This is a genomic window from Paractinoplanes aksuensis, from assembly GCF_024137025.1.
In the GTDB taxonomy this organism is placed as follows: Bacteria; Actinomycetota; Actinomycetes; order Mycobacteriales; family Micromonosporaceae; genus Actinoplanes; species Actinoplanes aksuensis.
This window is the reverse complement of sequence record NZ_JAMYJR010000058.1, coordinates 42,672-60,440: the sequence shown is the minus strand read 5'-3', so window position 1 is coordinate 60,440 and position 17,769 is coordinate 42,672. Positions and strand designations below refer to the sequence as shown.

Below are 17,769 nucleotides of genomic sequence, written 5' to 3'. Positions count from 1 at the left end.
AACTCCTCAGGGGTTGAGCAGCGCCCGTAGCGCCGCGGTGTAGTCGTCGAAGGCGAGCCGGCCGCGGCGGGTGAGCCGGACCAGGGTGGCCGGGGTGCGGCCCTGATGGGTCTTGGTGACCTCGACGTAGCCCGCGTCCTCGAGTTTGCGCAGGTGGACGGAGAGGTTGCCGGCGGTCATCTTCAACGAGTCCTGCAGCTGGGGGAACGTGATGCGGTCGTCCTCGCGCAGAACTGAGAGGGCCGAGACGACGCGCAGCCGGGCCTGGGCGTGGATCACCGGGTCGAGCTCGGTCGACAGCGGATCGGTCTGGTCGGTCATCGCAGGCGCAGCCAGCCGATCAGGCCGGCCGCGATCATGCCGCCGCCCCCGGCGACCGCCACGATCAGCGAGTGCCAGCCGGAGCCGAGCAGGATGCCCACGATGTTGATCACGCTGACCCAGGCCCCGAGGACGAACATCTGGCGGTCGTTCCAGACGGCGGCGCCGGCCATGTAGAGCGCGCCGGTCAGCGCGACCATGCCGCCGGCCCACAGCAGACCCGCCTGCTCCTCCGGCAGAACGTCGCTGAACTGCGAGAAGAGGACGGAGAAGGCGGTGTAGGCGACCGACCAGCTGATGCCGTACATGGCGCCCTGGCGGTTGCTGGGGCCCATGACGCGGCGGCTGACCCGGCTGCCCGCGACGCCGGTGGTGATGCCGGCCGAGATCATGAGGAAGGCCAGGGTGGCCAGTGGGAGCCAGGCCGGCAGGTCGACGAAGACCCGGCCGTCGGGGCCGAAGCGCAGGAAGAACAGTGTGAAGCTGACGAGCCAGGCGATGCCCCACGGCCAGAACATCAGGCGCGGATCGGGCGAGAGGTCGCGGCCGACGTTGGCCCGCTCGCGCTCGATCAGGGCCAGCGACTCGGCCGGGTCGAGCGGCGGGGCGTCGTCATCGATCGGGGTCATGCAAAGAACTTTACTGCACAAAGTCAAAGAGCTTTGTGCCATAAAGTTGACAGGGGTCAGGCCAGCGGACCGGGCAGGGGTTTCGCGTGTACGACAGAGAGCCGCGAGACGGCTCGGGTCAGCACCACGTAGAGCCGGTTCAGGCCCTTGGGCTCGGCGTCGACGATGTCGGCCGGCTCGTGGACGACGACATGGTCGTACTCGAGGCCCTTGACCACCGTGGCCGGCACCACCGTGACCCGGGCCTCGGACTCGACGTCGTCGGCGGTCGCGTTGTCGATGCCCGCCGCCGCGAGATGGCCGCGCAGCCGCTCCACCGCGTCGTCGGCCGCGATCAGGGCGACCGAACCCTCGTGGGCCAGGGCCGCGGTCACCTCGGCCAGCGTCATGGCGTCCAGATCGGACGGTTCGGCCACCGGCACCACGACCAGTTCGCCGTCGCGGCGCAGCGACACCGCCTCGGGCACGTCGACGCCGAGCGCCGGCAGCAGGCGGTTGGCCAGGGTCAGCACCGAGGCCGGGACGCGGAAACCGATGGTCAGCGGCACCACGGCCGCCTCCGGCTTGCCCAGGTGGCCCAGCGTCTCGCGCCACTCGGCGGCGGCCCACGGCGCCGTGCCCTGGGCCAGATCGCCGAGCACGGTGATCGAGCCGTGCTCGCTGCGCCGGGCGATCGCGCGGGCCTGCATGGGGGAGAGATCCTGGGCCTCGTCGACCACCACGTGACCGAAGCTGGGCTCGCGTTCGAGCAGGCCGGCCGCCTCGTCGACCAGCAGCAGGTCGGCCGACGTGAACTTGGCCGCCTTGACCGTACGCGGTGGCTTGGCCCAGCGGATGGCGTCGCGCTCCACGTCGTCGAGCACTCCCGCGGGCGGATCGGTCAGCACCTCGGCCACCAGCGCCTCGGGCGTGACCGCGGGCCAGGCCGCGTCCAGGAACCCGGTCACCGGCGCGACCTTGCTCATCTTGCGCAGCCAGGCGTCGGTCGGCGAGTTGCCGGTGCGGTACTCCGACTGGCGCTGCAACAGGCCGACGACCCGCGCCCGCACCCGTTCCCGGCCCACCGCGTACGGCAACCCGTCGCGCCGCGCCTCGTCGACGATCCGGCGCAGCGGCTCGGCGTCGATGCGCCACCGGTACGAGCCGTCCGACACCATGATCGGCTCGGTCGGCTTGGCCAGCTTGCGCCACAGGGCCGCGCGCAGCACCTCGGCCATCCGTACGTCGTGCTTGACCAGCGCCGCGGCCGGGCTGTCGGTGGCCCGCACCGGCGCCCGCCCGACGAGTTCCTCAACCGTGGCCTGTTGCACCTCGACCTCGCCGAGCGCGGGCAGGACGGCCGAGATGTACGACAGGAAGGCCGTGTTGGGCCCGACGATGAGCACGCCCGAGCGCCGCAGCCGTTCCCGGTGCAGATACAGCAGGTAAGCGGCCCGGTGCAGACCGACGGCCGTCTTACCGGTGCCCGGGGCGCCCTGGACGCAGATCGAGTCGGTGATCTCGGCCCGCACCAGTTCGTCCTGCTCGGGCTGGATGGTGGCCACGATGTCGCGCATCGGCCCGACGCGGGGGCGCTCGATCTCGGCGGTCAGGATCCGGCTGCTGGTGCCCAGCTCTTCGCCGCGGTCGAGGTGCTCGTCCTCGAAGCTGGTCAGCTCGCCCTTGACGAACCCGAACCGGCGGCGGGTGGCGACACCCTGCGGATCCCGGACGCTGGCTCGGTAGAACGACCGGGAGAGCGGAGCGCGCCAGTCGAGCACCATCGGCTCGCCCGCATCGTCGGTGACGTGCCGGCGCCCCACGTGGTAGGCCGCGTCCTCGATGTCGAGCCGACCGAAGAAGAGCGGGGTGGTCGGGTCGTCGGCCAGCTCCTTGACCCGGCGGGCCATGTGCCGGCCGAGCTGCTCGGCGGTGTAGGCGTCCCCGGCGACCCGGTCGCCGGTGGAGTAGAGAGCCTCGGCCCGGCCCCGCATGCGGGCCAGCGCGGCGCGCGACTCGCTGAGGTGGCGGCGTTCGGCGGTGAGTTCGGTGTCCAGGTCGAAGGCGGGCACGGTGCATCCTCAGGCAGGTGGTTCCTGGCTGCTCGCGTATCCGAAGGGGCGATCGGCGGTCCCTCGGCGCGGGGGACGTCCGCTGCGGTGCTTTCTCACCACGGCCGTCAAGCGGCCGTCCACGTTACGCCCCGTGCGCTGCCCGTTCCACCGAATTACCGCCGTTGGAGATGAGGGCATGGCGGATGAGGGTGGTCGGGGTGGGGGCGGATCTCGGATCCGCAGGTTCTGCGGGCGCTGGCTCATCCGGCCCGGATCGCGATCGTTGAATACCTGAACAACATTCGGCCTGGTCGCGGCCGTGGTGGGCCGGTTCGTGGTGCGACGTGAGCCACCTTCGGATCCGGTCATGAGCGGTTCCCGGTCGGCCCGGGATAGCGTCGGGGCATGAGCGACAGCGCCGGTCGGCCCCGGGTCGGGCACATCCAGTTCCTCAACTGCCTCCCGATCTACTGGGGCCTCATGCGGTCCGGCGCCCTGCTCGATGTCGACCTGCGCAAGGACACGCCCGATAGGCTCAGCGCCGACCTCGTGGCCGGGGATCTCGACATCGGCCCGATCACGCTCGTCGAATACCTGCGGCATGCCGACGAGCTGCTGCTCCTGCCCAACCTCGCGGTCGGCAGCGACGGGCCGGTGCTCAGCGTCAACCTGATCTCGACCCGGCCGCTGGCCGAGCTGGACGGCCGGCCGGTCGCGCTCGGCTCGACCTCGCGGACGGGTGTGCTGCTGGCCCAGATGTTGCTGGCCGAGCGGTACGGCGCCGAGCCGGAATACTTCCGCTGCCCGCCCGAGCTCACCCAGATGCTGATCGAGGCCGACGCCGGCGTGCTGATCGGCGACCCGGCCCTGCGCGCCCTGTACGAGGCTCCGCGCAACGGCCTGCACGTCACCGACCTGGGCGAGGCGTGGAAAGAGTGGACCGGCCTGCCGATGGTCTTCGCGGTCTGGGCCGTCCGTAAGGACTTCGCGGCCGCCCACCCGGGCGTGGTCAAGGACGTGCACGAGGCGTTCCAGCGCTCCCGCGACCTCAGCCTGACCGAGCTCGACGAGGTCGCCACCGCCGCCGCCCGGTGGGAGCCGTTCGACGCGGCGACGCTGGCCAACTACTTCCGGGCCCTCGACTTCTCGCTCGGCGAGCGGCAGATCGCCGGAATCCGGGAGTTCGCCCGGCGTGCGGCGGCTCGCGGTGAGGTGCCCCCGTTGCCCGCTGAAGGCCCGCTTTTCGCCGAAGTTTGATCTTCGGGCGCGCAGACGCTACGTTCCGCGAACCTCTCAGCTGGTTCATAGGAAAACGGGGATCACATGCGCCTGCGCCCGATCGCTCTGCCGGCGGCCATCGCCGCTCTGGCTCTAGGCGGCCTGGCCGCCCCGGCGCAGGCTGCGCCCGTCGACGACGAGGAACAGTTCGTCGGCGTGCTGATCCCCGAGCAGATCGCCGTGATCGACGGCAAGACCAAGACCGTCCGGGCCGACGTCCTCAACATCGGGCCGGAGGCGGTCAAGGACGTCGTCGTGAGCTTCACGAACGTCGACCCGGCGGTGAAGCTGACGCTGCCCGCGGGCTGCGATGCCACCTCGTGTCAGATCGACGAGCTCAAGGCCAACGGTAAGAAGACCCTCTCGATCACTGTGGCGGTGACCAGCGACAAGCTCGTCTCCGGGTTCGACGTCACGATCGGTGCCTACACGACTGAGGTCTCCGTCGTGCGCTCCGAGGGCGGTGTCGACCTCGAGCTCGAGCCGATCGACGACCTGAAGCTCGAGCGCGGCCAGTCCGCCGCCCTGCCGATCACCGTACGGAACACCGGCAGCGAGCCGGTCGACTCGGTGGGTCTGCTGGTGCTGGGCGAGGAGGGGCTGACGGCGTACGGCGACTACCGCAATTGCCTCTCCCTCGAGGAGGTCGAGGAGGATCTCGCGCTGCCGGGCGTCCTCTGCAAGTTCGACGAGGAGTTCACGCCGGGCTCGACCTTCCAGGTGCCGGCGGACAGCCCCATCAAGGTCGGCCTCGACAAGGACGCGGGCGGCCCGTACACGTACGTCGGGGCCGTCCTGGCCGTCGGGGTGAACGACGCCGACGCCGCGCTGCTGGCCAAGCGCAAGGCCGGCAAGGTGCTCTCGCTCGACGCGGTCAGCAAGGCCACCGGCATCGAGGACGGCGATGCGCCGGAGGACATCAACGAAGAGGACAACGTCGCCGAGTTCGGCGTGGCGGTCGGCAAGTCGGCGGCGGACAGTGCCGCGGTCGGCGCCACCATCTCCGGGGCCGGCGGCGATCGCAAGACCTTCGAGGTCGGTGTGCGCAACCTCGGCCCGACCACGGTCATCCCGATCAGCCAGGACTTCGACTGGTTCCCGAGCGCGCGGGTCTCGATCCCGGCCGGGGTCAAGCTGACCGAGGTCGACGAGAACTGCATGCCGGCCGGTGGCGAGGGCGACGACTTCCCGAAGCCCGGCACGGTGAACGGTCAGGACTACGTCTGCATCCCCCTGCTCGGCCTGCGCGTCGGTGAGACCAGCAAGTTCACCTTCACCGGCACGCTGACCGGCGACAAGTCCGAGGCGGGCTCGGTCGTCGTCGACGGCGGGGTGCAGGACGGCAACGCCAAGAACGACAAGGCCGCGATCACCGTCGCGCTGACCGGCGACGGCGGCGAGGGCGGCGGGCTGCCGGTCACCGGCACGCCGACCGGGCTGGTCGCGCTGGGTGGCGCGCTGCTGCTGCTCGCGGGGGGCGTGGCGGCGTACGTCTTCCGCCGTCGCCGGATCGTCACCACCCTCTGATCCACCTTCATCAGGACCGTCCGGATGCCCGGGCGGTCCTGATCTGTGTGTGCCCCCATGGGGTTGCCGGTCCTTACTAGGATCCGACGGATCATGAAGAGTCCCGAGTTCGACGGGCATGAGCGCGCTCGCTGGGCCGGCCGTGCCGCCGCCTACGACCGCAGCTTCGCCCGTCTCTGCGCCCATCCGGCGGCCGCCCTGCTCGAGGCGGCCGGGGTCGACAAGGGGCACCGCCTGCTCGACGCGGGCACCGGCACCGGCACGGTGGCCGCCCTCGCGGCCTCGCAGGGCGCCTCGGTGCTGGCCGTGGACGCCGAACCCTCCATGCTCGACATCGCCGCGACCCGTCTCCCCGAAGGGGCGACCGTCCTGGCCACGCTGCCGGTGCTGCCGTTCCCGGCCCGTATCTTCGACGCCGCGGTGGCCAACTTCGTGATCAACCACGTCGGCAACCCGGCGTCGGCCGTGGCCGAGCTGGCCCGGGTGACCCGCCCCGGCGGACGGGTCGCGGTCACCGTCTGGCCGTCTCCGCCGCCGACGGCCCAGCGGCTGTGGAGTGACATCTTCGACGCCGCGGGCGCGGAACGACCGGCTGGTCTGCCCCGCCTCGACCCGGGCAACGACTTCCCGCGTACGCCGGAAGGGGTCTCGGCCCTGCTCGACGAGGCCGGACTGACCGAAGTGACCTGCACCACCCTGTCGTGGACGCTGCGCATCGATCCGGAGGACTGGTGGGCCGGTCCCGCGGCCGGCCTGGCCACCGCCGGCCTGATCCTCGACCACCAGCCACCGTCCGTCGTGGACGAGGTGCGGGCCGCGTTCGACGAGGTCACGGCCCCTTACCGCGGCGACGACGGCTTGCTCGCACTGCCCGCCTCGGCCCTGCTGGCGGCCGGGTCAAAGCACTGACAACGCCGGGGCGGCCGATGCGGAACGTAGGCGGGCGGCGTCGCGGCTCGGGGGTTCGCCGAACTGACGGCGGTATTCGCGGCTGAACTGCGACGGGCTGTCGTAGCCGACCCGGTGGCTGACCCCGGTGACGTCGTCGGGCCGGGCGGCCAGCATCAACCGCGCCTCCTGCAGCCGGATCCGTTTCTGGAACTGGATCGGGCTCATCGCGGTGACCGCCTGGAAGTGGCGGTGGAAGGCCGAGACGCTCAGGCCGGAGCGCCGGGCCAGGTCGTCGATGCGGAACGACTCGCGATAGTGGTCGCGGATCCAGCGCACCGCCTGCGCGACCTGGGTGACGCTGCTACCGGTCAGACCCAATTGGCGTACGGCGGCGCCCTGTTCCCCCGTGACCAGCCGCCACAGGATCTCGCGGCGGATCAGCGGCGCCACCACCGGGATGTCGCGCGGGGTCTCGAGTAACCGCAGCATGCGCACCGCAGCGTCGACCAGCTCGTCGGGGGCGTCACTGACCGCGATGGCCGAGGTCGGGCCGGTGGTCGGCGGGAGCGTGCCGGCCGGCGCCCCCACCAGCACGTCGGCGATCTCGGACGGGTCGAGCACCAGGCCGAAGCCGAGCGCCGGGGCCTCGGTGTAATGGCCGCTCACGGGCAGGTCGACCGAGGCCACAAGGTATTGGCCGGCTCGGTATTCGTAGACACGGTCGCCGAGGGCAAGCGTCTTGGCGCCCTGGGCGATGAGGGCAAGCACGGTGCCCGACATCGAGGCCGACGACTCGAAGGCCCGGGTGGCCCGGCCGATCAGGACGCCGTCGATGGCCGTGGTGACGCCGGACCGGGCGTGGCGGTCCAGCAGCGTACGCAAATCCTCGAGCGACACCCTTTGAGAGTAATAGGCAAGGATCGGCGAGGCTCGTTCTACTGACCGGGTCGGTGAGCTGGTGCCATGGAGAGGAGCAAATTTCACCGTACGAAACGAGGGGTTGAATCATGCGAGTCGCGATCGTGCTCGGGGGCAGTTCCGGTATCGGCCAGGCGACGGCGGTCGAGCTGGCGCGGCGGGGAACCGGCGTCATCGTCACCTACAACGGGAATCCGGCCGGCGTGCAGCAGACGGTCGCGCTGGTCGAGAAGGAGGGCGGCACGGCCGTCGCGCTGCGTCTCGACATCGGCCGCACCGAGGGTTTCGCGGCGTTCCGGGATCAGGTCGTCGTCACGCTGCGCGAGACCTGGCAGCGCGACACGTTCGACTACCTGGTCAACAACGCCGGCTTCGGCGGCAGCGCCATGTTCGCCGACACCACCGAGGAGCTGTTCGACCGCTTCCTGCGGGTGCTGCTCAAGGGTCCGTACTTCCTGACCCAGAGGTTGCTGCCCCTGCTCGCCGACGGCGGCGCGATCGTCAACGTCAGCAGCTCGTCGGCGCTGCCCACCGGTCATGTCGACGTCGGCTACTCGGCCTACGGGACCATGAAGGGCGGGCTCAACACGCTGACCCGGTTCTTGGCCAAGGAACTCGCGCCGCGGCGCATCCGGGTCAACGCGGTCTCGCCCGGGCCGACCCGCACCCGGCTGGCCGACGCCGACGGCGTGGTCGGCTTCGAGGCGTACCCCGAGGTCATTCCGATGCTGGCCGAGAAGACGGCGCTGGGCCGCCTCGGTGAGCCCGATGACGTCGGCGCGGCGATCGCGAGCCTGCTCTCGAACGAGAGCCGGTGGATCACCGCGCAGAACGTCGAGGTCTCCGGCGGTTTCGACCTATAGCAGGGCGTCCAGGGCGGCCACGTCGGCCGGTGAGAGCTCCCACGCGGCGGCCGCGGCGTTGGCGTGCACCTGTTCGGCGGTCGTGGCGCCGGCGATCACGCTGGTCACGGCCGGGCGCGCGGCGAGCCCGGCGATGGCCAGCTCGAGCAGGCTGTGACCCCGGTCGGCGGCGAAGTTCTTCAGCGCCTCGATGGTGTCCCAGTCGGCGCCGTCGATCCAGCGCTGGTAGCGGGGGAGCGACAGCCGGGTGCCCGCGGCCGGCTTCTGGTCGCGGCTGTACTTGCCGCTGAGCAGGCCCGAGTCGAGCGGGAAGAACGGCAGCAGGCCCAGCCCGAACTGCTCGCAGGCCGGCACCACCTCGGTCTCGACCTCGCGGTGGAGCAGGCTGTACTGGTTCTGCGCGCTGATGAACGGGGTCAGGTTGCCGGCCCGGGCCGTCCAGTCGGCGTCGGCGATCTGCCAGCCCGCGAAGTTGGAGTGGCCCAGGTAGCGCACCTTGCCCGAACGGACCAGGTCGTCGAGGGCGGCCAGCGTCTCCTCGATCGGGGTTTGCTCGTCGGGGGTGTGCAGCTGGTAGAGGTCGATGTAGTCGGTCTCGAGCCGGCGCAGCGAGGCCTCGACCGCGCGCACGATGTAGCGCCGGGAACCGCGGGCCCCGAAGTCGTTGCCGTTGAGCCCCTCCATGTCGAGCCCGAACTTGGTCGCCACCACGACCTCGTCGCGCCGGCCCTTGAGCGCCGCACCCAGGCATTCCTCGGAGGCGCCGTGCGGGGTGCCGTAGACGTCGGCCGTGTCGAACAGGGTGATCCCGGCGTCGAGGGCGGCGTCGACGACCTCGCGGGTGCCGTCGGCGTCGAGTTTGCGGCCGAAGTTGTTGCAGCCGATGCCGACGACGGAGACGACCAGACCCGAGGGGCCCAGCCGGCGGTAGCTCATCTCACTCATGAACAAAACCCTATGCCCGAAGGTGCCGACGTTTGCCCGGGACGCCACGACATCGGTCGGCATCTATTGACACAGTCCCGAAACAAAAAGGACTCTTTCCTGAGAGCGCTCTCCCCCATCCCGCCTCTGCGGAAGGTGTCACCGTGCGTACCCTTTTGCGAGCCTTGGCCGCGCTGGCCATGACCGTTCCGGTCGTGGCCGCGATATCCCCGCCTGCGGCCCAGGCCATCGGACCGAACCTGCTGCCCGTCACCGTCTCCAACAACTCCGGTCGCGGCGAGGCGGTGCACATCTACGTCATCGGCGTCCAGCTGTCGTCCGGCCGCCTCGGCTACGTCAACCAGGGCGGCACCTTCTCGCCGTGGACCGGCGGGGCGCTGCCCCCGGCGCCCGCGCCCGACGTCTCCATCCCCGGCGCCGGCAACGGCGGCAGCACCACGATCAACTTCCCGCGCGGCTTCTCGGGCCGGGTCTACTTCTCGCTCGGCGAGAAGCTCAAGTTCTTCCTCACCCCGGACGGCCTGGTGCAGCCCGCGCCGTGGGCCGGCGGGGACGCCAACGCGAACATCCTGTTCGACTGGAGCGAGTTCACCTACAACGACGCCGGGCTGTGGCTCAACAGCTCGCAGGTCGACATGTTCGCCGTGCCGCACGCGGTCTCGGTGACCGGGGCCTCGGGCGCCACCAAGCGCACGGGTGACCTGGTCGCGAACGGCCGGGACAACATCATCAACACGTTGCGCGGCACTTCGGGGTGGGCCAACACCGTGCGTACGCGGTCCGACGGAACGGTGCTGCGGGTGCTCGCGCCGGGCAAGGCCGCGGGCGCCGGGCTCTTCAGCACCACCTACCTGGACTCGTACATCGCGTCGGCCTGGAACGCGTACACGAGCAAGACGCTGACCGTGGTGCCCTTCGGCGACCAGCCCAACCTGAAGTACTTCGGCCGCACCTCGGGCAACGTCATGCGCTTCACCAACTCGGCCGGCGCGCAGGTGGCCCAGTTCAACCGGCCCTCGTCGTCCTCGGTGTGGGGCTGCGACGGTGATCTGCCGGCCCCCAACGACCAGGTTGTCGGACCGATTTCCCGTACGCTGTGCGCCGCTCTCAACCGCGGCACGCTCGGCACCATCGACACCCAGCCCAGCCTCAACGCGGCCGACTTCTACAAGAGCAACCCGACCAACGTGTACGGCAAGGCGATCCACGCCAACATGCAGGACGGCAAGGCCTACGCCTTCGCGTTCGACGACGTCGGCGCGTTCGAGTCGCTCGTGCACGACGGTGACCCGCGTCGGGCCGGCATCCACCTGACCGCGTTCACCGGCGGGGGCGGCCCGACCAACCCGCAGCCGACCGGCGTACCGGTGATCAGCTCGCTCAACAACAAGTGCATCGACGTGCCGAGCTCGAACTTCGTCGACAGCGCCCCGCTGCAGATGTGGACCTGCAACAACAGCGGCGCCCAGAAGTGGACCTTCACCGGTGGCACGCTGCAGGCCGGCGGCAAGTGCATGGACGTGCAGGCCGCGGGCACCGCCAACGGCACGGCGATCCAGCTCTACACCTGCAACGGCACGGCGGCCCAGCAGTTCGTGCTGAGCGGCGCCGGTGACCTGGTCAACCCCCAGGCCAACCGGTGTGTCGACATCAAAGAGGTGAACCCGAACGACGGCGCCCGCCTGCACCTGTGGGACTGCGTCGGCGCCAGCAACCAGAAGTGGCGCAAGGGCTGATCCGGCGTCTCCGCCGCGGACCGGTTGGGGCCGGTCCGCGGCGGAGAACTACGTTGTCCTGGTGATCTACCTCGGCGGTGGCGGCAGCGAACACGACGAGTCCCGCCTGTGGGACGAGGTGTTCGTCCCCGGCGCCCGCCTCACCGTCTGGCCCGACGCCATGCCGCGTCCACAGTGGCCGGCAACGCTCGCCTGGTTCCGGCAGGCGCTGGCTCCCCGCGGCGACTTCGAGTTCGTCGAGACCGGGGCGGACGTGCTCGTCATACCGGGCGGCAACACCTTCGACCTGCTGTCCGCCGTGCGGGACCGGCTGGGCGGGGTGTCAGCTCTTCTCGAGCGCGGCGGCCATGTGTACGGCGGAAGCGCCGGCGCCATCCTGCTGGGCGCCGACATTTCGATCGCCGGCCTGCTCGACCCCAACGACATCGGCCTGACCGACACCACCGGCGCCGACCTGTTGTCCGGCCACTTGGTGCTTCCGCACTACACCCCGGGCCAGGTCATCGGTGCCCAGGACGCTTCGGTGCTGGCGATCCCCGAAACGGCCGGCGTCGTCGTCGACGGCACCCGGGCCCGCAACGTCGGCCCCTCACCCGTCCACGTCATCACGCCCGATGCCGTCACCCCCTACGCCGCCGGCGAAACCTTTACGCTCGGCCCGTGCTGATCCCGACGCGCGAGCTGACCGCGGACAACCTGGAGCTGATCGAGTTCGCCCGGGCGGTCGTCGACGAGAACACCGACGGCGAGGACGGCGTGCACACCATGGGCGCCGCCGTCCGGGGAGCCGACCGGCGCATCCACGGGGGTATCAACCTCACTTCACCGGCGGGCCATGCGCCGAACTGGTCGCGCTCGGAAACGCGCGAGCCTCGGGGGCGCGAGAGCTGACGACGATCGTTGCCGTCGGCAACTACGGGCGTGGGCCGATCGATCCGTGCGGCCGCGACCGTCAGATCCTGCTCGACTACCACCCCGGCATCCGGGTCATCCTGCCCACGGCCGAGGGTCCACGCAGCGTGGCCATCACCGACCTGATGCCGCTGGCCGGCCGGTGGAGTCCCGAAACGGGTGCACAGCCCTTCAACGGCTAGGTGGCCGGTCGGCGAGGCGTCAGCCGGCGTAGAACGCGCTGAGGATGGGGCCGAGCACGGCCGGGTCGGCGATGTGGCCTTCGACCTCGAGGGTTTGGCGCCGCGCGTCGGGCAGGGCGGCGGCCGCAGCGTCGGCCGCCGCACCGAAGAAGTCGGCGGGCAGCCCGGCCATTTGCGCGTCGACCGAGATGCCGGTGGTCAGGAGCACCGGCTGCCGCACTGTCGCGAGACGGCCCGCCGGGGGTGGACCGTCGCCGAGGCAGGCCGCGTCGTAGCGCAAGGTCGGGGCCAGTGCCCGCAGCGCGGGCCACACTGGCGCGGCCTCGGCGGCCGCGAGGTCCTGGTCGGAGGATCCGGCGAGCCGCATGAACAGCCGCAGCGCCTGGTCGCGGTCGCCGGCGTCGAGCGCCAGGCCGAGATCGAGCCGGTACGCCCGCCAAGCGGCGGCCATTGTGGCGTCCACCTGGTACGGCACCTCGTGGACGGCGATCCGGTCGATCGGCAGCCCCGCGGCCGCCGCCTCCAACGCGAGCGCCCCGCCGGTCGACGCCCCGAACAGGTGCGCCCGCCCGCCGGCGGCCTCGATCACCGCGGCGAGATCCTCGACCTCCCGCTCGACGGCGTAGACCTGACCGTCGCCGCTGTCGCCGCGGCCGCGCCGCCGGTAGTTCACGACCGTGAAGCTCTGGGCCAGGTGCTCGCCCAGCGGGCGGTTCTCCGCGCCGTCGTCCAGACCGCCCCCGACGAGTACCAGCACGGGCCCGTCGTCGCTGAGCCGGTCGTAGCCGATCGACGTGCCGTCGGCCGAGTTCACATGCGGCATTTCGAGCTCCCTTGATCGCCGTTACTCCTAAACTAGGAGTAGTAGGTGCTAAAGGCAAGGTACGATCAGCGCATGCGGAGCTACGGGGATCTGTGCGGCATCGCCCGGGCGCTCGACGTCATCGGCGAACGTTGGGCGCTATTGGTGGTGCGTGAGCTGTTGTTCGGCCCCAAGCGGTTCGCCGATCTGCATCGTGGCCTGCCCGGCATGAGCCAGAACGTGCTGACCCAGCGGTTGCGCGAGCTCGAGGAGTCCGGGGTCCTGGCCCGGCGTCGCGCGCTGCCCCCGGCGGCCGGGCTGATCTACGAGCTCACCGATCGCGGCCGCACCCTCGAACCGGTCCTGCTGGCGCTGGGCCGGTGGGGCAGCCCGCTGTCGCCGCGGCCCGACTCGGCCGAGGAACTCAGTCCGGACGCGCTGATCGTGGCGCTGCGCACCACCTTCGTCGCTGCCGCGATGGGATCTGTCCGCGGCACCGTCCAGCTCCGACTGCCCGGGGATGCGTTTCTGCTCACGGCCGGCCGGGACGGGCTGGAGGCGGTGCGGGGCGAAGCTCGCGCCGATGCCACCCTGACGTCCACCGTGCGCACCGTGCAAGACCTGGTGTTCGACCGGCGTGAACTCGACGATGCCGTCCGAGGCGAAGCCGTGAGCGCCGAGGGCGACCTGCGGCTGCTGCGGCGACTGCTGGCCGCGTTCGACGACCACCGCTCCTGAGGCCGCGGACGTCTAGGCGTCGGGTGGGGCGGCCAGGTCGCGGTAGGCCGGGCGCAGCAGGTCGACCAGGGGGATGTGGCGGACCCGGACCGGCGGGGCGTCGAGGGCCCGGAGCAGCAGTTCGGGTGGAGCGGTGACGCGGGCCGGGCGTTCGCGTAGGCGGCTCAGGCTGATCGCGGGCGTGTAGAAGTCGGCCAGGCGATCCTCCAAAGGGGACTCCTCGACGGCCAGCGGGTCGATCGGGGCGGCCGGTTCGGCGGTGCCGCGCAGGGCGTCGAGCAGCACGTCGCGGGGGCGGCCGCGCCAGGCCAGGATCAGGAACGGGTCGTCGTCGAAGGCTTCGGCCAGCACGTACAGCACCGCGGAGCCGTGCTTGCAGGGCACGCTCCAATCTGGACAGCTGCAGTGGAGGTCGAGGCGATCGGGAAACAGCGGCGCCTCGTGGGCCGCGAACAGGTCAACGATCTCGTGCGGCATCTCGCCCGCGAGCAGCGCCGCTCGATAAAGAGCTTGGGAGCCGAGCGCCTCGGTCAATTCGGTCCACTGTGTTTCGTCGAAAGCGTCGAGCGAGATCGTGACCTCGTACGGCTGAGGCCGTGAACCCTGCACGCGGCCGGTGACCCGCCCGGCCGAGAGTGCGAAGTCCATCACCTGGCCCTTGCGCGCGTAGGCCCGGCCGCGAGCCAGGCGGCCGCCGTCGCAGATCTGCTCGAGCACCTCGACGAAGCGGCGCGACCACCACTGTTCGCCGATCTTGCCGCGCTTGGCCCGGACGGCGATGCCACCCTCGACCGCGATCGCCTTGCCGCCCTCGAAAAACCGTCCATTTTGGTCGATCGGCATGTCAACGCACCGCCGCGGGGTCGAGCGCGAACAGTTCGCGCAGCTGGTCGGTGTTGAGCTCGCTGATCCAGTCCTCGCCGGTGCCGACGACCGAGGACGCCAGCGCCTTCTTGCGCTCGATCATCGCGTCGATCTTCTCTTCCAGCGTGCCGGTGCAGATGAACTTACGGACCTGGACGTTGCGCGACTGTCCGATGCGGAAAGCGCGGTCAGTGGCCTGGTCCTCGACGGCCGGGTTCCACCACCGGTCGAAGTGGACGACATGGTTGGCTGCGGTGAGGTTGAGGCCGGTGCCGGCCGCCTTCAGCGACAGGAGAAACAGCATCGGCTCGTCGTCGGTCTGGAAGCGCTCGACCAACTCGTCGCGCTTGGCCTTCGACAGTCCACCGTGGAGCCACAGCACCGGGCGGTCGAGGTGCGCGGCGAGATACGGCTGCAGCAGCGAGCCCCACTCGGCGTACTGGGTGAAGACCAAGGCCTTGTCGCCATCCTCGATGATCTCTTCGGCGAGTTCCTCGAGGCGGGCCAGCTTGCCCGAGCGGGCAGGCAGGCGCGAGCCGTCCTTGAGCAGGTGGGCCGGGTGGTTGCAGACCTGCTTGAGCTTGGTCATCGCGGCCAGCACGTTGCCCCGGCGCTGAATACCTTCGCTGCCCGAGATGGCATCCATCATGTCCTCGACGACAGCCTGGTAGAGCGTCGCCTGCTCGGGAGTGAGCGTGCACCAGACCTTCATCTCGTTCTTCTCGGGCAGGTCCGAGATGATGGTCTTGTCGGTCTTGAGGCGGCGCAGCACGAACGGGCCGGTGGCGCGTTTGAGGGCGGCGGCCGCGTCCTCGTCCTGGCGCACCTCGATCGGCTCCTGGAAGCGGCGGCGGAACCGCTTGGCCGGTCCGAGCAGTCCCGGGTTACAAAAGTCCATGATGGACCAAAGCTCGGCCAGGTGGTTCTCGACCGGCGTTCCGGTGAGGGCCAGTCGCGAACGGGCCGGCACCGCACGGACGGCCTGGGCCTGCCGGGTGCCGCTGTTCTTGATGGCCTGCGCCTCGTCGCACACGACGCGTCCCCAGTGGACATCGCGCAGTGTTGCGAGGTCGCGCACGGCCGTGCCGTACGTCGTGACCACGAGATCGGCGTTCTGCACGGCCGCGTCGAAATCGGCCCCGCGTTGCCGGGTGCCACCGTGGTGCACGTATACCCGCAGGCTGGGCGCGAACTTGGCCGCCTCCTTGAACCAGTTGCTGACCAGAGACATAGGACAGATGAGCAGCGTCGGCGCGACCTCGGGCGGCCGGAGAAAGTCCGGCACCGTAGCGTCCACAACGGACTCGCGCTCAGCCAGCAGCAGCGAGAGAGTCTGCGCGGTCTTGCCCAGACCCATGTCGTCGGCCAGGATTCCGCCCAGCCCCAGGCGCGACAAGAAATGCAGCCAGGAAAGACCGCGTTCCTGGTACGGGCGGAGGGTGCCCTGGAAGGTGGGCGGCGTCGGCACCAGCGCGAGTCGCTCGGCGGCCTGACCGGAGAGCAGGTCGCCCAGCATGCCGTCGGCGTCGACCTCGACCAGCGGCAGGTCCTCCTCACCGCCGTCGACGACCTGTTGCAGCACCTCGCCCGCGGTCAGCTCGCCCTCGCGGCGTTTGCCGACAGCTTTCAGCGCCGCCTTGAGCTGCCGGTCGTCGAGTTCGACCCACTGCCCGCGTACGCGGACCAGCGGAACCTTGAGGCGGGCCAGCTCGGCCAGCTCCTCGGCGGTGACCTCGCTGTCGCCGATGATCAGATCGATCTTGAAGCTGACGATCTCGTCGAGCCCGAAGCCGGAATCGGCCACGGCCCGCGACGACGTGCCCTTCTTCGATTTGGACCGCGTGGTCAGCTTGAGCCCGACCCCCTTGCGCCCGGCCCACGACGGCAGTTGCACGCCGAAGCCGGCCGCCTGGAGCAGCGGCGCCGCCTGCCGCAGGAACTCGTGCGCCTCCGACGTGTCGATCTCGAGGCCGACCGGCTCCTGGTCGCGCAGGGCCACGTGGAGCAGCCGGAACAGCCGTACGGCCCGGCCCAGCCCGGCCAGCAGCACCTCGTCGGGCCGCGGCGGCAGACCGGGGAACGAGCCACCGGTCCACACCTCGGCCGCCGGCAGATAGAGGCTCGGGTCCTCGGCCGACTGCAGCGCGAACTCGAGCCGCCACATGTCCGTCTCGGGTTCCGGTTCGAACAGCCGGAAGCTGACCCGGATCGGCCCGTTGGCCTCGTGCGCGGCGTGCAGCCAGTCGTCGAGCGCCTTTCGCAGATCGCGCTGTTCGTCCGGCTTCGCCCCGGGCAGGGTGGGGTCGTCCGCGGTCAGCGCGGCGATCCAGCGGTCGGGCAGGGGCGCCTTGGGCCCGGCGCGGTGGCCGATCAGAATCCGTTCCGGCATCACCGTGCGGGCGGCCCCGTCAACCAGCGAGTCGAGCGCGTCCCGCAGCGTGGCGCTCACCCCGCCGTCGTCGGCGGCCCGGACCACCGGGGGCATGGCCGCGGCGAAGTCACGGTAGGTGGCGGCGTCGGCCCCGGTGACCACCGGACGCCAGCGGGCGGTGGGCAGGCCGGCCTCGGTGACCAGCTGGGGCAGCATGCGGCCGCGGCGGGCCAGGTCGCAGGCGTGACCGGCCAGGACGCTGAGGTAGCGCAACGAGGACCCGGGCGACCAGTCGTCACCGGGGTCGGCCAGGGCACTCAGCGCGGCCAGCGCGGCGTCGCCCGGCAGGAGCAGGGCCGGCACCTCCCACTCGGCCAGCCGGAGGCCGCGGGTGGCCGGCTCGGCGCCCGTGTCGGGGGAGGGGAGAGGGCCGCGGGCGGTGCTGGGCAGGCGCAGCGTGTGCGCACCGGGCTCGGCTTGGGCCAGCTCATCGCGTACGTAATCGGAAGTTTCGGTTAAAGCGGTCAGCAAGCTTTCGGCGGTCACGGCGAACGGGTGCGACCGCTCCCGTGCGCGCGAGTTGGTGGTGAGAGGAAGAGACGGGTCCTCGGCCCAGAGCGCGAGCTGACCCGGCCGGCCCGCGCCCGGCAGCCAGCCGCCATGCACGACAAGCACCTACACCCCCTGGAGAACCCATCGAGAGTAACGAGGTGGCGACCGGAGTGCTCATAACCACGCCACCGGCACGCTGACGACCGG

16 protein-coding genes are annotated in these 17,769 nt (G+C 70.8%); 8 read left to right on the top strand and 8 right to left on the bottom strand.

Annotated elements, in window-relative coordinates:
• Positions 1–6: 6 nt before the first annotated feature.
• The 3 genes from M1L60_RS43440 to M1L60_RS43430 are packed head-to-tail and all read right to left on the bottom strand — an operon-like array spanning position 7 to position 3,001.
• Complete coding sequence (locus M1L60_RS43440; RefSeq protein ID WP_253243465.1) at positions 7–321, bottom strand: winged helix-turn-helix domain-containing protein; 315 nt, start codon at positions 319–321, stop codon at positions 7–9.
• Complete coding sequence (locus tag M1L60_RS43435; protein WP_253243464.1) at positions 318–950, bottom strand: transporter; 633 nt, start codon at positions 948–950, stop codon at positions 318–320. Before M1L60_RS43435 ends, M1L60_RS43440 begins: the two co-directional genes overlap by 4 nt.
• A 56-nt stretch (positions 951–1,006) precedes the next feature.
• The gene (locus M1L60_RS43430; RefSeq protein ID WP_253243463.1) at positions 1,007–3,001 is read right to left on the bottom strand and encodes a HelD family protein; all 1,995 of its coding nucleotides are present in this window, start codon (positions 2,999–3,001) and stop codon (positions 1,007–1,009) included.
• A 387-nt stretch (positions 3,002–3,388) separates the two neighbouring features.
• Between M1L60_RS43430 and M1L60_RS43425 the strand changes: the two genes are divergently transcribed.
• The 3 genes from M1L60_RS43425 to M1L60_RS43415 all read left to right on the top strand — a co-directional run bounded on the left by M1L60_RS43425 (position 3,389) and on the right by M1L60_RS43415 (position 6,697).
• A complete protein-coding gene (locus tag M1L60_RS43425) occupies positions 3,389–4,240 on the top strand; it encodes a menaquinone biosynthetic enzyme MqnA/MqnD family protein (protein WP_253243462.1) in 852 nt (283 codons plus the stop codon).
• A 66-nt stretch (positions 4,241–4,306) separates the two neighbouring features.
• On the top strand, positions 4,307–5,788 hold the full coding sequence (locus M1L60_RS43420; protein ID WP_253243461.1) for an LPXTG cell wall anchor domain-containing protein: 1,482 nt from the start codon (positions 4,307–4,309) through the stop codon (positions 5,786–5,788).
• Positions 5,789–5,881: 93 nt separating this feature from the next.
• Positions 5,882–6,697: a class I SAM-dependent methyltransferase gene (locus tag M1L60_RS43415; protein ID WP_253243460.1), complete on the top strand. Its 816-nt coding sequence runs from the start codon at positions 5,882–5,884 to the stop codon at positions 6,695–6,697.
• On the opposite strand, the gene M1L60_RS43410 is transcribed toward M1L60_RS43415, so the two are convergent.
• A complete protein-coding gene (locus tag M1L60_RS43410) occupies positions 6,686–7,576 on the bottom strand; it encodes an AraC family transcriptional regulator (protein ID WP_253243459.1) in 891 nt (296 codons plus the stop codon). The genes M1L60_RS43415 and M1L60_RS43410 overlap by 12 nt on opposite strands.
• Positions 7,577–7,686: 110 nt before the next feature.
• On the opposite strand from M1L60_RS43410, the gene M1L60_RS43405 reads away from it, so the two are divergent.
• Positions 7,687–8,460 carry an SDR family NAD(P)-dependent oxidoreductase gene (locus tag M1L60_RS43405; RefSeq protein ID WP_253243458.1) on the top strand — a complete coding sequence of 258 codons (774 nt, stop codon included), beginning with the start codon at positions 7,687–7,689 and terminating at the stop codon, positions 8,458–8,460.
• On the opposite strand, the gene M1L60_RS43400 is transcribed toward M1L60_RS43405, so the two are convergent.
• Entirely contained in the window at positions 8,455–9,405 is a 951-nt protein-coding gene (locus M1L60_RS43400; protein WP_253243457.1) for an aldo/keto reductase, read from the bottom strand. The two genes, M1L60_RS43405 and M1L60_RS43400, sit on opposite strands and share 6 nt — an antisense overlap.
• A 143-nt stretch (positions 9,406–9,548) precedes the next feature.
• Between M1L60_RS43400 and M1L60_RS43395 the strand changes: the two genes are divergently transcribed.
• From M1L60_RS43395 to M1L60_RS43385, 3 genes are all read left to right on the top strand, one after another.
• The gene (locus M1L60_RS43395) at positions 9,549–11,141 is read left to right on the top strand and encodes a beta-1,3-glucanase family protein (protein ID WP_438862218.1); all 1,593 of its coding nucleotides are present in this window, start codon (positions 9,549–9,551) and stop codon (positions 11,139–11,141) included.
• Between the two features lie 61 nt (positions 11,142–11,202).
• Positions 11,203–11,808, top strand: a complete 606-nt coding sequence (locus tag M1L60_RS43390) for a Type 1 glutamine amidotransferase-like domain-containing protein (protein WP_253243456.1) — start codon at positions 11,203–11,205, stop codon at positions 11,806–11,808.
• Positions 11,802–12,032: a hypothetical protein gene (locus tag M1L60_RS43385; RefSeq protein ID WP_253243455.1), complete on the top strand. Its 231-nt coding sequence runs from the start codon at positions 11,802–11,804 to the stop codon at positions 12,030–12,032. The genes M1L60_RS43390 and M1L60_RS43385 overlap by 7 nt, the downstream gene beginning before the upstream one ends.
• Positions 12,033–12,254: 222 nt before the next feature.
• On the opposite strand, the gene M1L60_RS43380 is transcribed toward M1L60_RS43385, so the two are convergent.
• Complete coding sequence (locus M1L60_RS43380) at positions 12,255–13,058, bottom strand: alpha/beta fold hydrolase (protein WP_253243454.1); 804 nt, start codon at positions 13,056–13,058, stop codon at positions 12,255–12,257.
• 72 nt (positions 13,059–13,130) lie between these two features.
• Between M1L60_RS43380 and M1L60_RS43375 the strand changes: the two genes are divergently transcribed.
• Complete coding sequence (locus M1L60_RS43375) at positions 13,131–13,775, top strand: winged helix-turn-helix transcriptional regulator (RefSeq protein WP_253243453.1); 645 nt, start codon at positions 13,131–13,133, stop codon at positions 13,773–13,775.
• 12 nt (positions 13,776–13,787) lie between these two features.
• Here M1L60_RS43375 and M1L60_RS43370 read toward each other — a convergent pair whose 3' ends face one another.
• The gene (locus tag M1L60_RS43370) at positions 13,788–14,618 is read right to left on the bottom strand and encodes an SWIM zinc finger family protein (protein WP_253243452.1); all 831 of its coding nucleotides are present in this window, start codon (positions 14,616–14,618) and stop codon (positions 13,788–13,790) included.
• 1 nt (position 14,619) lies between these two features.
• Complete coding sequence (locus M1L60_RS43365; RefSeq protein ID WP_253243451.1) at positions 14,620–17,685, bottom strand: DEAD/DEAH box helicase; 3,066 nt, start codon at positions 17,683–17,685, stop codon at positions 14,620–14,622.
• Positions 17,686–17,769: the final 84 nt, after the last annotated feature.